This is a genomic window from Terrabacter sp. MAHUQ-38 (assembly GCF_014518425.1).
In the GTDB taxonomy this organism is placed as follows: Bacteria; Actinomycetota; Actinomycetes; order Actinomycetales; family Dermatophilaceae; genus Terrabacter.
In genome coordinates this window covers 1,279,917-1,293,795 of the sequence record NZ_JACVCU010000001.1, presented here as the reverse complement: position 1 = coordinate 1,293,795, position 13,879 = coordinate 1,279,917, and the positions used below count along the sequence as shown (strand labels likewise).

The following is a 13,879-nucleotide window of genomic DNA, read 5'->3' as shown; positions in this document are numbered from 1 at the left end:
CGTGCTCCGACGCCTCACCCTCGCCTGCGCCACCGCGACGAGCGCCCTCGCCCTCGTCGCCTGCGGGGGCGGCTCGCCGAGCGACTCGCCCGAGGCCGCGACGCACCCCGCCTGGGCGCTCGTCGCCGAGATCGTGTGCCCGTCGAGCGGTGACTCGACCGGGTCGCTCGCCGACCGGAAGGTCACGTGCACGTCCGGCGGAAAGCCGGTAGAGGCCGCCTTCTACGACCAGGCCGTCGACCTCGACCGCCGGGTGAGCACCTTCGAGTGCACGACCGGCGTCAAGTCGGTCGCCGGCAAGGACTGGATGGTCCCGGCCGTGACCGACGAGAAGGTCGTCGCCAGGCTCCTCGACGCCGGCGGCATCAACCTCTGCTGAGCGGGCGGGCGAACGGCCCGATCCACGTGAGCACGGTGTTGACGACGATGACGACCGTCGCCGTGACCGCCCACCCCGGCGGCAGCACCGCGAAGGACGCGAGGGCCGCGCCACCGAGCACGAGGACCTTGGTCGCGACGGCGAGCGCGGACACCCGGACGACCGCGCGAGGCGCCGCGAAGAGGCTCCACGCCACGATCGCGGCTGCTGGTACGAGGACACCGCCGAGGACGTGGGCAGCCGGCGTCGTCCCGAGGGTGGCCCCCCAGGCGGCGAGGAGCACGACGGCCAGCACCTCCACCGCGAACGCGAGGACGTCGTTGGCGTTGACGTCCGGGGCATCCCGCCCGCTCACGGTTCCGGCTCGTCGAGAAAGGTGTTCGTGAGGTCGGCTAGCTCGGCCGCCGACTCCGTGTTGAGCAGCGGCCCCGCGCCGTCGATGACGGACAGCTCCGCGGCCGCCATGAGCGACACGAACTGCCGCGCCGCGGCGAGCCCGGCCCGGTCCTTCGAGCCGGCGACGACGAGGGTCGGTGCCGAGACCTGACGCAGCGACTCCGTCCCGTCGAAACCCTTGAGCGCGTCGAGCACCGCCAGCATCCGAGGCCGGGAGACGCCCGCGTCGACGAGCCTGCTCTCCGGCACGAGCCGCATCGCGAGCTTCTGCATCCGCAGCGCGCCCTTCGACGGACGCACGAGCGGACCACCGAGCACGAGGCGCCCGACGAGCTCGGGCCGTTCGACGGCGAGACGCAGGGCGACGCTCGCCCCGACCGACACCCCGAGGAAGTCGGCCCGCTTGATGCCCTGCACGTCCAGGTCGTCGGCGAGGCCTCCGGCCGCCGCCGCGAGGTCGAAGCCGACCGGGTCCTTCGGCCGCAGCCCACGCATCCACGGCGCGTTCATCGGTCGCGCGGCGCCCAGTGCCGAGACGAAGTCCTGCCACACGATCGGCGACTGGCCGAGGCCGTGGAGGAGGACGAGCGGGCGGGGACGTGCGCTGGGGTCAGGGGCGGACGGCATACGGAACCCTCTCAGCTCCAGTCGAGGACGACCTTGCCGCACTGGCCGGATCTCGCGGTCTCGAAGGCCTCCTCCCACTGTTCGGCGGGGAAGCGGTGCGTGATGACCTGGCTGACGGCGGAGCGGAAGCGTTCGGACGTCGCGATCATCTGGGACATGGCGTACCAGGTGTCGTACATCTCGCGGCCGTAGATGCCCTTGAGCGTGATCATGTGCGTGATGACCTTGCCCCAGTCGAGCTCGTACGAGTGGTGCGGGAGGCCGAGCAGCGCGATGCGTCCGCCGTGGTTCATGTTCGCGATCAGGTCCGTCACCGCCGGGGCGGCACCCGACATCTCGAGGCCGATGTCGAAGCCCTCCTTCATGCCGAGGTGAGCCTGCGCGTCGGCGAGGCTCTCACGCGTGACGTTGATCGTGAGGTCGGCCCCCGCGTGCTCGGCGAGGGTGAGGCGGTAGTCGCTCGCGTCGGTGACGACGACGTAGCGGGCGCCCGCGTGCCGGGCGATCGCGGCCGCCATGACGCCGATGGGGCCCGCACCGGTGATGACGACGTCCTCGCCGACCATCGGCCACTGCAGGGCCGTGTGGGTCGCGTTGCCGAGCGGGTCGAAGACGGCGCCGAGGTCGGGGTCGAGGTCGGCGGGCTGCACCCAGGCGTTGCTCGCCGGGATGACGACGTAGTCGGCGAACGCGCCGTCGCGGTTGACGCCGATGCCCTGCGTGCGGATGCAGAGGTGGCGGCGCCCGGCACGGCAGTTGCGGCACCGGCCGCACACGATGTGACCCTCCCCCGACGCCCGGTCGCCGACCGAGAGGCCCGTGACGTCCTCGCCGACCTCGACGACCTCGCCGTAGAACTCGTGCCCGATGACGAGCGGCGGCTTCACCGTCGCCTCGGCCCAGTCGTCCCACTCCGCGAGGTGCAGGTCGGTGCCGCAGATCCCGGCACGCAGCACGCGGATCTTGACCTCCGCCGGGCCGCACACAGGCTCCGGTCGGTCGAGCAGCTCCAGGCCGGGGCCTGCGGTCAGCTTGGTGAGTGCACGCACGGGGAGAGTCTGCCACTGCCGATAATGGGGTCGTGACCCCCAGTCCCGAGGCCTCCCACGAGAGTCCGCGCGTGGCCGATGCCGTGTCCCGGCTCAGGTCGGCGGGCGAGCGGGTCACCCCCGCGCGGTATGCCGTCCTGCGCGTCGTCGACGCCGCCGACCTCGCCGACGAGCACCTGACGGCCGAGCAGATCGGGGCCCGGGTGGCCGAGGTCGAGCCGTCGGTCCACCGGGCCACCGTCTACCGCACGCTGACCTCGCTCGCCGAGACCGGGGTGCTCTCGCACGTCCACCTCGGCGGGTCGGCGACCGTCTACCACCTGGCCGAGCCGCCGGTGAACCACCACGGGCACCACGGCCACGTGCAGTGCCATGTCTGCGGGCGGGTGCTCGACGTCCCGCCCGACACGTTCGACGGGGTGGCACGGCGCCTCCTCGACGAGCTCGGCTTCGTCCTCGACACCGGCCACGCCGCCCTGCTCGGCACGTGCGCCGACTGCCGCTGACCCGCAGCGACCGCGGCAGGCTCAGACGGCGCGGACGTCGAGGAGGTAGCCCTGGGCCGGACCGATGAGCGGCACCTGGAGTCCGACGCCTGTCAGCACCGAGCCCGGGACGACGAGCCCGTCGGGCGAGAGTGCGGACTCCCACCACGCCGGTGAGGCCACCTGCACCACGGCTGGCAGGCCCGCCTCCGGACGGACGCGGACGGCATACGTGCGCGTGGGGTCGAGCCCCGGTAGCGGGACCGCCCCCGTCATGGCGTCGCGACCCGTGACGAGGCGGGCGACGGTGTACGCCGCCCGGCTGAGGTCGGCGTCGACGGTGCCGGTCACGAGGACGGTCCCGTCGGGCGTCTCCGAGCGCACGAGGTCGCCCGAGTGCAGCAGCGGTCGCAGCTCGCGGGCGAGCGCCGTCCACTCCGTGAGGCTCGCGAGCTCCTCCTCGGTGCAGCGGGCGACGTCCCACTCGAGGCCGGGATGGCCCTGCAGCGCCATGAGCATGCGGAAGCCGAGGTCGACCGCACGGTGCGTCGTGTGCGCGTGCTCCGGCCCGATGTGCGTGCCCATGAGCTCGGCGGGCACGAGCAGGCTGGTCCAGCGCTGGATGTTCGCCCGCTCGAGGGCGTCGTTGCAGTCACTCGTCCAGATGCGGTCGGTGCGGTCGAGCACGCCGAGGTCGACCCGGGCGCCGCCGCTGCTGCACGACTCGATCTCGAGCTCCGGGTGACGCGCCCGGAGGTCGTCGAGGAGGCGGTAGAAGGCGAGCGTGTGCGTGTGGACCGCGGGCGCGTCGACGACCCGGCGGCCGTCGACCTCGACGGTGTGGACCGCCTCGTGCAGGTCGCGGTTGTGGTCCCACTTGATGTAGGCGATGCCGTACTCGGCGACGAGCCCGCTGATCCTCTCGAGGAGCTCTCCCCGGGCGTCGTCGTTCGTCAGGTCGATGAGCTGCTGGAAGCGCCACTCGCGCGGCGAGCCGTCGGCCGGGCGCAGCACCCAGTCGGGGTGCGCGCGCACGAGGTCGCTGTCCTCGTTGACCATCTCGGGCTCGAACCACAGCCCGAACTCGAGGCCGAGCCCCTTGACGTGGTCGACGAGCGGCGCGAGCCCGTCGGGCCACACCTCGTCGGAGACGACCCAGTCGCCCAGACCGACCCTGTCGGTGCGCCGGCCGCCGAACCAGCCGTCGTCGAGGACGAACCGCTCGACGCCGATGCGGGCGGCTGTGTCGGCGAGCGCCTTGAGGTGGTCGAGGTCGGTCTGCATGTAGACCGCCTCCCACGTGTTGAGCACGACGGGCCGCGGGCGCGACGGGTGCCCGGCGCGCGAGCGGAGCGTGCGGTGCAACCGTCGCGAGAGGCCGTCGAGGCCGTCCGTCGCGTGGAGGAAGACGACCGTCGGGGCGGCATACGACTCCCCGGGGGCGAGGCGCACCTCGCCGGGCGCCAGCAGCTCACCGCCGCCGAGGACGGCGTGGTGCCGGCCGGCGCCCTCCGGGAGCGACTCGACGAGGTGCTCGTGGTTGCCGCTCCACGCGGTGTGCACGGCCCAGACCTCGCCCGAGCCCCACGTGAAGCCGGTCGTGCCGGCCATGAGCAGGAGCGTCGCGTCGTGCCCGGTGCGGCCGCGACGGGACGCGCGCAGGTGGGTGCCGTGGTCGAGGCGGCTGCGCTGCGGCGACCGCTCGCGGCACCAGCGCCCGGTCAGGTCGAGGACCTCGTCGGCACGCGTCGGCAGCGGCAGGATCGCCCGCAGGGCGGCGACGTCGAGGGGAGCCTGGTCGTCGCTGGTGTTCGTGACGGAGGCGTCGACGCGCAGGACGCCGTGCTCGTCGAGGGCGTGGCGCAGCGTGAGGTCGACGCCGCTCGTCGAGCGGGCGCGGGTGACGATCGCGCCGTCCGCGGCCTCGCAGGTCACGTCGCGCCAGCGGACCGCGCCGGCGGCCCCACCGCGATGGCCGGCCCAGCCGGGCGTGCCCGACCAGCCGTCCGCCTCCCCCGGCAGCACCGTGAGCGGCCACGGCTCGTCGAACGCGCTGTGCTGGACCGGAGGCGAGGTCGCCAGCGCGAGCGCGTCGTATGCCGCGGCGCCGCCCGGGAGGTTCGCCCCCCAGTGCAGCACCTCCGGCAGGCCCGAGCCGCCGGGCCGCGGCTCGAGAACGAGCGCGGTCCCGGCGGACTCGATGTGGACGGTGGGCGGAGCCTTGCGAGCGGTCTCGGTCACGTCATCCCTTGGTCGCGCCGAGCGTCAGTCCGGCCACGAAGTGTCGTTGGAGCACGAAGAAGATGACCAGGGTCGGGATGGCGATGATCATCGACCCCGCGGCCACCAGGTTGTTGTCGGTGAAGAACTGGCCCCGCAGGTTGTTCAGCGAGCTCGTCACCGGGAACTTGTCACCCTGCTGGAGCAGCACCGTGGCCCAGAAGAACTCGTTGTAGATCCACGTCGTCTGGAGCACCGCGAGGGCGGCCAGCGCCGGCCGGCACAGCGGCAGGGTGATCTGGAAGAACTGCCGCGTCACGCTCGCCCCGTCGATGACGGCCGACTCGTAGAGCTCCTTCGGCAGCGCCTTCATGTAGTTGCTGAGCACGAAGGCGCAGAACCCCGTCTGGAAGGCGACGTTGACGAGGATCAGCCCCTGGAAGCTGTTGAGCAGCGTGCCCGACTCGCTGAACCAGAACGGCACCTCGATCGACCGGAACATCCGGTAGACCGGGATGAGCAGGGCCTGCGGCGGCAGCAGGTTGGCCGCCATGAAGAAGCCGAGCAGGGCGAGGTTGAGCTTCCACGAGAAGCGCGCGACGACGAAGGCGACGCAGGAGGACAGGAACAGGGTGAGGAGCACGGCTGGGACCGTGATGATCGCCGAGTTCCAGAAGTGCAGGCCGAAGTCGCCCTGCTCCCAGGCGTTCTTGTAGTTGTCGAGCGTGAAGCCGCCCCACGAGATGTAGCCGTGCTGCGCCGTGAACGCGTAGTCGCGGAACGAGTTGACGAGCGCGAGCAGCAGGGGGAAGAGCCAGATCAGCGAGACGAGCGTCAGGACCAGCGGGAGGAACCAGCGGCGCCCGGACCGCGGGCCTCCCTCGCGCGGCTTGAGCAGCAGCTTCTCGCGCTCCTCGACCGGGTTGGCGGTGAGGGACATGGTCAGTCCTCCTTCATGGCGATGCGCAGGTAGAAGAAGACGAGCACGCTCGAGATGAGCAGCATGATCGTCGCGAGCGCCGATCCGAAGCCGATGCGACTCGCCTCCCCGACCACGTTCTGGGTGACGAGGGTCGAGATGAGCTCGAGTCCGTTGCGGCCCTTGTTGATGACCCACACGAGGTCGAAGGCGCGCAGCGACTCGATGAACGTGACGACGAGGACGATGATGTTGATCGGTCGCATCACCGGGAAGACGACCCGGAAGAACGTCGTCGTCTCGCTCGCGCCGTCGATCTTCGCCGCCTCGCGCAGCGACGGGTCGACGCCCTTCAGCCCGGCCAGGTAGAGCAGCATGATGTAGCCCGAGTGCCGCCAGCTCGCGGCGACCAAGGCCGCCCACAGGTTGACGTCCGGGTCGCCGTACCAGTCGGTCGTGCCACCCGTGATCGCGTTGAGCAGGCCCTGGTCACGCGAGTAGATGAGCTGCCAGATGAAGCCGATGAGGGCCAGGGACAGCACGACCGGCAGGTAGATGCTCGTCTGGTAGAACCGCGTGCCCGTCACCCCGCGGTCGATGAGGACCGCGAAGAGCATGCCGATCGGTGTCGCGACGAAGAACATCACCGCGAGCCAGATGAGGTTGTGCTGGATCGCCGGCCAGAACGGCGGGTAGATCGTCGCGATGTCCTTGTAGTTCTGCAGGCCGACCGACTTGATCGAGGAGATCGGCCCGATCCCGTCCCAGTTGGTGAAGGAGAGCAGGACCGAGCCGATCGCCGGGAGCCACACGAGCCACAGGACGATGAGGGTCGGCACGACCACCATGGCCGCGACCACGACCTTGTCGCGGGCGGAGAGCTGGTCGATTCCTCTGTACTTGCTTTTGCTCGACATGGCGAGGTGCCTCCTCAGGAAGCGAAGATGCTCTTCTTCTGGGCCTCGATCTTGGTGCAGAGCCCGTCGATGTCCTTCGGGTTCTTGATGAAGTCCTGGATGGCCGGGATCATCACGGTCGACGCGAAGTCGGGGCGGGTGTCGCGGTCCATGAACTGCGCGATGGACTTGGCCGACTTCACGTACTCGGCGGACTTCTTCTGCAGGGCCGTGTAGCCGCTCTGGTCGGCCGTCTCGTTCGTCGCGATGACGCTCGGGTCGGCCTTGAGCGAGAGCAGCTGGGCCTCGGGCTCAGAGATGTAGTGCAGCAGCTTCTTGGCGGCGGCCTCGTTCTTGGGGCGGGCGCTCATCATGTAGCCGTCGATCGGCGCCTCGATGGCGTCGGTGCCGATCGTCGAGTCGACCTCCGGGAAGGTGAAGAAGTCGAGGTCGTCCTGCTCGTCCTTGCCGAACTGCTGGGCGACGAACGAGCCGAGGACGTACATGCCGGACTTCTTCTGCTGGAGTGACTGTGCCGCCTCCTGCCACGTGCGGCCGAGCGAGTCGGGCTGGTGGAGCGGGAGGATGCCGGCCCACGTGTCGAAGACCTTCTTGACCTTGGGGTCGGTCCACGACTCCTTGCCGGCCATGAGGCTGACGTGGAAGTCGTAGCCGTTGACGCGCAGGTTGAGCTGGTCGAACGTGCCCATCGCGGGCCAGCCGTCCTTGTCGCCGAAGGCGATCGGGGCGATGCCGTCCTTCTGCATCTTGGCGCCCAGGGTCTTCAGGTCGTCGAGCGTCTTCGGCACCTCGTAGCCACGCTGCTCCCAGAGGCTCTTGCGGTAGAACACGGCCCACGGGTAGTTCGTGATCGGCACGAAGTACTGCTTGCCGTCGGCGCCCGTCGACGCCTTCTTGAGCGCGTCGCTCATGCCGGTGATCTTGGCCCAGACGTCGGAGATGTCGCCGACGAGGCCCTTCTCGGCGAAGAACTGCATGCGGTAGCCGGCGAACCACGTGAAGACGTCGTCGGGCGAGCCCTGCAGGTAGTTGTTGATGTTCTCCTGGAACGTGTTGTGGTCGACGGTGTTGATCTTGACCGTCGTGCCGGGGTTGGCCTTCGAGAAGGCGTCCATGTACGCCTTGACGGCGGCCTTCGGGACGGCGTCCGACGCGTTGGAGCCGACGCTCACGGTGCCGGTCACGGCGCCGGTCGGAACGCCCGAGGTGCCGGTGTCGCCGCTGCCGCAGGCGGCCAGGCCACCGGCTCCGAGGAGGGCGCCGACACCGAGGGCGCCTCGCAGCAGGGTCCGACGGTCGACGCCGCGGACGGAGGGGGGAACCATGCGGGCGAGGTACTCGGCCTCACTCATGGGGCGGGTCATTGCGGTCTCCTTTGACGCTGTGCCGGGGGTGTTGTCGTTGGCGACGGATTCGAACATCCACCACCAGAAACCTTCAACAACAAACAGAGAATGTCGGCCCCCGGTCGCCGTGTCAAGAACTTCGTCCACACCCGACGGACTCCGCAACCGAACCGAGACCGACCGCTCCCACGCCTTCGTGAATTTACACCGTTGTAAGGAATTTCGTGCTCACGAGCGGCTTTCGAGCTGTGGGAAGGACATCCGCGGCGCGCTCCGCGCCCACCGCGCGCCCCCGGGCGCACACCCGGGCCGGTCTCGTCCGCGCCTCGGGACGGGCACCACAGCCGCGCGCGGATGTGTTCGAAAATGTTGACATCGGGACGAACGAGCGGACAGTCTTCTCCCATGCGCTCATGGCCGACGAAGACCCTGGCACTCGGTGGCGACTACAACCCCGAACAGTGGCCACGCCCTGTCTGGGACGAGGACATCGAGCTGATGCGGCGCGCCAACGTCTCGTTCGTCAGCCTCGGCGTCTTCTCCTGGAGCTGGCTCGAGCCGGCCAAGGGCGAGTACGAGTTCGAGTGGCTCGACACCATCATGGACAAGCTCCACGCGGGCGGCGTCGCCGTCGACCTCGCGACCGCCACGGCCACTCCGCCGCCGTGGCTCTCGGCCGCGCACCCGGAGATCCTGCCCGTCGACGTCGACGGGCGGACGCTGTCGCCGGGCAGCCGGCAGACCTGGTGCCCGACCTCGCCGGTCTTCCGCGAGTACGCCCTCAGCCTGACCCGGCAGATGGCCGAGCGCTACCACGAGCACCCGGCCCTCGCGATGTGGCACGTCTCCAACGAGTACGGCTGCCACAACCTGCCGTGCTACTGCGACGAGTGCGCCCGCCACTTCCGCGTCTGGCTGCAGCGGCGCTACCAGAACCTCGGGGCGCTCAACGACGCGTGGGGCACGGCGTTCTGGAGCCAGCGCTACACCGACTGGGGCCAGGTGCTGCCGCCGCGACGGTCCACGGCATCCAACAACCCCACCCAGGTCCTCGACTACAGGCGCTTCTCCTCCGACGCGCTGCTCGACTTCATGCGGGCCGAGCGCGCCGTCCTCGACGAGCTGTCGCCGGGCGTGCCGGTCACGACGAACTTCATGACCCTCGAGCACTTCCGCCACCTCGACTACGCGCAGTGGACGCCGACCGTCGACGTCGTCAGCACCGACCACTACATCGTCGGCGCCCTCGAGCACCCCCGCGCCGAGCTCGCCTACAGCGGTGACCTGACCCGCGGCCTCGCCGGCGGCGCTCCGTGGATGCTCATGGAGCACTCGACGAGCGCCGTCAACTGGCAGCCGACCAACCACGCCAAGGCTCCCGGCCAGACGATCCGCGACGCGCTCGCCCACGTGGCCCGGGGGGCCGACACGATCGGCTGGTTCCAGTGGCGCCAGTCGCGGGCCGGATCGGAGAAGTTCCACAGCGCGGTCGTGCCGCACGCCGGCGCCGACAGCGCCCGGTTCCGCGAGGTCGAGGAGCTCGGCCGCATCGCCGGGCGGCTCGGCGAGCTCGTCGGCAGCCGCGTCGAGTCGCGGGTCGCGATCCTGCACGACTACCAGGCGATCTGGGGCGCCGAGGGCCCGGACATGCCGAGCTCAGAGCTCGACGCCCTCGAGGCGGCGCACACGATCCACCGCCTGCTGCACGACCGCGGCGTGACGTGCGACGTCGTGCACCCCTCAGCCGACCTGACGGCATACGGCGTCGTGGTCGTGCCGCAGCTCTACCTCGTCACCGACGAGCACGCGGCCGCGGTCACCGCGGCCGCCGAGGCGGGCGCCCAGGTCGTCGTCACGTACTTCTCCGGGATCAGCGACGAGCACGACCACGTCCGCCTGGGCGGCTACCCCGGGGCCTTCCGCGACCTGCTCGGGGTACGCGTCGAGGAGTTCTTCCCGCTCGGCCCCGGTGGAGAGGTCGCGCTCGCCGACGGCACCGGGGCCTGGTGGAGTGAGGACGTGACCGTCCTGCCGGGCACCCAGGTGCTGACGACCTATGCCGCCGGCCCCCTCGCGGGTCGCCCGGCGGTCACGCGCCGTGTCCTCGACGGCGAGGGCGCCGGCGAGGGCGGCTCGGCCTGGTACCTCAGCACCCTGCCCGACGACGCGACGCTCGGCGGGCTCCTCGAGGACGTCCTGTCCGCGGCGTCCGTGGGGCCGGCCGTGGACGGGCTCCCGGTCGGCGTCGAGGCCACGCGCCGCAGCGAAGGGTCCACGTCGTGGCTGTTCCTGCTCAACCACACCGACGACGAGCAGTCTGTGCCTGCGGGCGGGTACGACCTCGTCGCGGACGCCATCATCGACGGCACCGTCCGCCTCGCCCCCGGTGGCGTGGCCGTGCTCAGGCAGGAGTGAACATGCTTGCCAGTCAACGCCGCTCGGTCATCCTCGAGCTCGTCGAGGAGTCCGGAGCGGTCAAGGTGTCCGAGCTCGTCGAGCGCCTCGGCGTGTCCGACATGACCATTCGCCGCGACATCGAACGCCTGTCGTCCGACGGCCTGCTCGAGCGGGTCCACGGCGGCGCGCTCGCCCTCGGTGACGAGCGCAGCAGCGAGGAGCCGGGCTTCTCGGCGAAGTCCCTTCTCCAGCTGGCCCAGAAGCAGGCCATCGCCCGGGCGGCCGCACGTCGCGTCGAGCAGGGCAGCGCCATCGGGATCTCTGCCGGGACGACGACCTTCGAGCTGGCGCGCGCCGTCAAGGACGTGCCGCAGCTGACCGTCGTCACGAACTCCGTCCCGGTCGCGCAGCTGCTCCACGAGTCGGGCGCCCCGGGCCAGACCGTCGTGCTCACCGGGGGTGTGCGCACCCCGTCCGACGCCCTCGTCGGCCCCGTCGCCGTGTCGGCGCTGCGCACGCTCCACGTCGACCTGCTCTTCCTCGGCGCGCACGGCGTCGAGGCGCGCACCGGCCTGACCACCCCCAACCTCGTCGAGTCGGAGACCAACCGCGCGCTCGTCGCGTCGGCCCGCCACGTGTGCGTCCTCGCGGACTCGTCCAAGTGGGGCACCGTGGGCCTCAGCACGTTCGCAGACCTCTCCGAGGTCGACCTTTTCGTCAGCGACGACGGCCTGCCGGAGCGCGCTCGGACGGCGCTGCGCGAGGACGTCGGCTCCCTCGAGATCGTGGAGGCGTGATGTCCACCCCCGCCAGCACCACCAGCAGGTTCACGACCCGGCTCCTGGCCGACGGCCGCGAGATCCTCTACGTCGACGAGGCCGGCACACCCGAGCGCACCGCGGAGGACCTGCGTCCCGTCGAGCCGCGCGTGCAGTCGGGCGAGCTGCGCCACGACGCGCTCGTCGACGACTGGGTCGCCGTCGCCGCGCACCGCCAGCACCGCACCTTCATGCCGCCGAAGGACGAGTGCCCGCTCTGCCCGGCCGGACACGGCTCGGTGCCCTCCGAGATCCCCGAGGGCGACTACCAGGTCGTCGTCTTCGAGAACCGGTTCCCGTCGTATGCCGTCACCTCCGTGGGCGCCGACGCGCCCGACCCGAGAGGCATCTTCGGCACCCGACCCGCCGTCGGCCGGTGTGAGGTCGTCTGCTTCACGAGCGACCACGAGGCGTCGTTCAAGGACCTGCCTGTGGAGCGCGTGCGCACCGTCATCGACACCTGGGCGCAACGCACGGAGGCGCTCGGCGCGATCCCGGAGGTCGAGCACGTCTTCGTGTTCGAGAACCGCGGTCGCGAGATCGGCGTGACCCTGCCCCACCCGCACGGTCAGATCTACGCCTACCCGTACCTTCCCGACCGCACGAAGGCCCTGCTCGACGCGGCCCGGCGCCACCACGGGCGCACCGGCCGGCTCCTCGGCGCCGACATCCTCGCCGCCGAACAGGCCGACGGTTCAAGGGTCGTCGTGTCGGGGACGCACTGGACGGCATACGTTCCCTTCGCAGCGCGCTGGCCCGTCGAGGTGCACCTCGCCCCGCACCGCGACGTGCCCGACCTCGTCGCCCTCGACGACGACGAGCGCGACGAGCTCGCGGTCATCTACCGCGACCTGCTCGGCCGGCTCGACCGCTACTACGTCACGGAGGACGGCTCCCCTGTGAAGCTGCCGTACATCGCGGCCTGGCAGCAGGCCCCCGCGAAGACGGGCCGGGACGTGTCGCGGCTGCACCTGCAGCTCATGTCGGTGCTGCGCGGTCCCGGACGGCTCAAGTTCCTCGCCGGCTCCGAGTCGGGTGTCGGCGGCTGGGTCAACGACGTCGCACCCGAACGGGCAGCCGCGCGCCTGCGTGAGGTGGCCCCGTGAGCGAGCGCGACGGCGCGGAGGTCGTCGACTCGGTGACGGCCGCCTTCGAGCGGAGGTTCGGCACGGCGGCCGCGGGCGTCTGGTCGGCCCCCGGCCGCGTCAACCTCATTGGCGAGCACACCGACTACAACGGCGGCCTGTGCCTGCCGATCGCCTTGCCACAGAGGACGTATGCCGCCGTGTCCCCGCGCGACGACGACCTGCTCCGACTCGCGTCGGTGCAGCAGGACGGCATCGTGGAGGTCGCCCTCGGCGACATCTCGCCGGAGCAGCCCGGTGGCTGGGGCGCCTACGTCGCCGGCGTGCTGTGGGCGCTGCGGCGTGACGGTCTCGACGTCGGCGGGCTCGACGTGCTCGTCGACTCGACCGTGCCACTCGGGTCGGGGCTGTCGAGCTCGGCAGCCCTGGAGTGCGCCGTCGCCGCGGCCGCGAGCGACCTCTTCGGGCTCGACCTGCTGGGGTCGACGTCGGGACGCGCCCGGCTCGCGGCCCGCTGCGTCGAGGCCGAGAACGTCATCGCCGGCGCACCGACCGGCGGCATGGACCAGTCGGCATCCCTGCTCTGCGACGAGCGCGCCGCGCTGCTCCTCGACTGCCGGTCGGGCGAGACTCGGCAGGTGCCGTTCGACCTCGACGCGGCCGGGCACGTCCTGCTCGTCACGGACACGAAGGCCGAGCACGCTCTCGTGGACGGCCAGTACGCCGCGCGGCGCGCGGCGTGCGAACAGGCCGCCCGCGACCTCGGCGTCGAGACGCTCCGCGAGATCGACCCGGCGGGGCTCGACGCGGCGCTCGAGCGGCTCGACTCGGAGGAGGTGCGGCGCCGCGTGCGCCATGTCGTCACCGAGATCGAGCGCGTCGGCCAGGCTGTGGCGGCGCTCGAGTCAGGTGACCTCCACGAGGTCGGGCGTCTGTTCGACGCGTCGCACTTCTCGCTGCGGGACGACTACGAGGTCACGTGCGACGAGCTCGACGTCGCGACGCAGACTGCCCGGTCGATGGGTGCGCTCGGCGCCCGCATGACCGGTGGCGGCTTCGGCGGGTCGTGCATCGCCATCGTCGCAGCGGACTCCGTCGAGCCCGTGTCCGCGGCGATCGCTGAGGCCTTCGCGGGCCACGGCTTCACGGCCCCGGTGTCGTTCGCCGTCACGGCGTCCGGCCCGGCTGCGCGCAACCGCTGAACAAGCCCCTCCACGGGTCGGCGAGGAACGGCGGAGGGC

At 71.2% G+C, this 13,879-nt stretch carries 13 protein-coding genes; 6 read left to right on the top strand and 7 right to left on the bottom strand.

All coding sequences use genetic code 11. The features are described 5' to 3' along the window. Position 1 precedes the first annotated feature (1 nt). On the top strand, positions 2-379 hold the full coding sequence (locus tag H9I49_RS05950; protein WP_188029345.1) for a hypothetical protein: 378 nt from the start codon (positions 2-4) through the stop codon (positions 377-379). On the opposite strand, the gene H9I49_RS05945 is transcribed toward H9I49_RS05950, so the two are convergent. From H9I49_RS05945 to tdh, 3 genes are read right to left on the bottom strand one after another with little or no spacing between them, the layout of a single operon-like run. Beyond that, the gene (locus H9I49_RS05945) at positions 366-734 is read right to left on the bottom strand and encodes a YrdB family protein (RefSeq protein ID WP_188029344.1); all 369 of its coding nucleotides are present in this window, start codon (positions 732-734) and stop codon (positions 366-368) included. The genes H9I49_RS05950 and H9I49_RS05945 overlap by 14 nt on opposite strands. Next, the gene (locus H9I49_RS05940; RefSeq protein WP_188029343.1) at positions 731-1,402 is read right to left on the bottom strand and encodes an alpha/beta fold hydrolase; all 672 of its coding nucleotides are present in this window, start codon (positions 1,400-1,402) and stop codon (positions 731-733) included. Before H9I49_RS05940 ends, H9I49_RS05945 begins: the two co-directional genes overlap by 4 nt. A gap of 11 nt (positions 1,403-1,413) precedes the next feature. After that, positions 1,414-2,451, bottom strand: a complete 1,038-nt coding sequence (tdh, locus tag H9I49_RS05935; RefSeq protein ID WP_188029342.1) for an L-threonine 3-dehydrogenase — start codon at positions 2,449-2,451, stop codon at positions 1,414-1,416. 32 nt (positions 2,452-2,483) lie between these two features. Between tdh and H9I49_RS05930 the strand changes: the two genes are divergently transcribed. Further along, positions 2,484-2,957, top strand: a complete 474-nt coding sequence (locus tag H9I49_RS05930) for a Fur family transcriptional regulator (RefSeq protein WP_370587448.1) — start codon at positions 2,484-2,486, stop codon at positions 2,955-2,957. Positions 2,958-2,978: 21 nt separating this feature from the next. Here H9I49_RS05930 and H9I49_RS05925 read toward each other — a convergent pair whose 3' ends face one another. The 4 genes from H9I49_RS05925 to H9I49_RS05910 are packed head-to-tail and all read right to left on the bottom strand — an operon-like array spanning position 2,979 to position 8,356. Beyond that, complete coding sequence (locus H9I49_RS05925; RefSeq protein ID WP_188029341.1) at positions 2,979-5,177, bottom strand: alpha-galactosidase; 2,199 nt, start codon at positions 5,175-5,177, stop codon at positions 2,979-2,981. Position 5,178: 1 nt separating this feature from the next. Continuing rightward, positions 5,179-6,096 (bottom strand): carbohydrate ABC transporter permease, encoded by a 918-nt coding sequence (locus tag H9I49_RS05920; RefSeq protein ID WP_188029340.1) that lies wholly within the window; start codon positions 6,094-6,096, stop codon positions 5,179-5,181. Between the two features lie 2 nt (positions 6,097-6,098). Continuing rightward, positions 6,099-6,992: a carbohydrate ABC transporter permease gene (locus H9I49_RS05915; RefSeq protein WP_188029339.1), complete on the bottom strand. Its 894-nt coding sequence runs from the start codon at positions 6,990-6,992 to the stop codon at positions 6,099-6,101. Between the two features lie 14 nt (positions 6,993-7,006). Further along, complete coding sequence (locus tag H9I49_RS05910; RefSeq protein WP_188029338.1) at positions 7,007-8,356, bottom strand: ABC transporter substrate-binding protein; 1,350 nt, start codon at positions 8,354-8,356, stop codon at positions 7,007-7,009. Between the two features lie 387 nt (positions 8,357-8,743). Here H9I49_RS05910 and H9I49_RS05905 point away from each other — a divergent pair, with 387 nt between their 5' ends. Genes H9I49_RS05905 through galK form a run of 4 tightly spaced genes read left to right on the top strand, consistent with a single transcriptional unit; the run spans position 8,744 to position 13,840 of the window. Beyond that, positions 8,744-10,753 carry a beta-galactosidase gene (locus H9I49_RS05905; RefSeq protein WP_188029337.1) on the top strand — a complete coding sequence of 670 codons (2,010 nt, stop codon included), beginning with the start codon at positions 8,744-8,746 and terminating at the stop codon, positions 10,751-10,753. Between the two features lie 2 nt (positions 10,754-10,755). Beyond that, positions 10,756-11,532 carry a DeoR/GlpR family DNA-binding transcription regulator gene (locus H9I49_RS05900; protein ID WP_188029336.1) on the top strand — a complete coding sequence of 259 codons (777 nt, stop codon included), beginning with the start codon at positions 10,756-10,758 and terminating at the stop codon, positions 11,530-11,532. Beyond that, positions 11,532-12,659, top strand: coding sequence for a galactose-1-phosphate uridylyltransferase (gene galT / locus H9I49_RS05895; RefSeq protein WP_188029335.1), 1,128 nt, complete (start codon positions 11,532-11,534; stop codon positions 12,657-12,659). The genes H9I49_RS05900 and galT overlap by 1 nt, the downstream gene beginning before the upstream one ends. After that, positions 12,656-13,840 (top strand): galactokinase, encoded by a 1,185-nt coding sequence (galK, locus tag H9I49_RS05890; protein ID WP_188029334.1) that lies wholly within the window; start codon positions 12,656-12,658, stop codon positions 13,838-13,840. The genes galT and galK overlap by 4 nt, the downstream gene beginning before the upstream one ends. The last annotated feature ends 39 nt before the right edge of the window (positions 13,841-13,879 follow it).

Coding starts and splice junctions, on each gene's coding strand:
- H9I49_RS05940 (WP_188029343.1), bottom strand. CDS start 1,402: ATGCCGTCCGCCCCTGACCCCAGCGCACGTCCCCGCCCGCTCGTCCTC.
- H9I49_RS05920 (WP_188029340.1), bottom strand. CDS start 6,096: ATGTCCCTCACCGCCAACCCGGTCGAGGAGCGCGAGAAGCTGCTGCTC.
- H9I49_RS05915 (WP_188029339.1), bottom strand. CDS start 6,992: ATGTCGAGCAAAAGCAAGTACAGAGGAATCGACCAGCTCTCCGCCCGC.
- H9I49_RS05910 (WP_188029338.1), bottom strand. CDS start 8,356: ATGACCCGCCCCATGAGTGAGGCCGAGTACCTCGCCCGCATGGTTCCC.
- H9I49_RS05905 (WP_188029337.1), top strand. CDS start 8,744: ATGCGCTCATGGCCGACGAAGACCCTGGCACTCGGTGGCGACTACAAC.
- H9I49_RS05900 (WP_188029336.1), top strand. CDS start 10,756: ATGCTTGCCAGTCAACGCCGCTCGGTCATCCTCGAGCTCGTCGAGGAG.
- galT (WP_188029335.1), top strand. CDS start 11,532: ATGTCCACCCCCGCCAGCACCACCAGCAGGTTCACGACCCGGCTCCTG.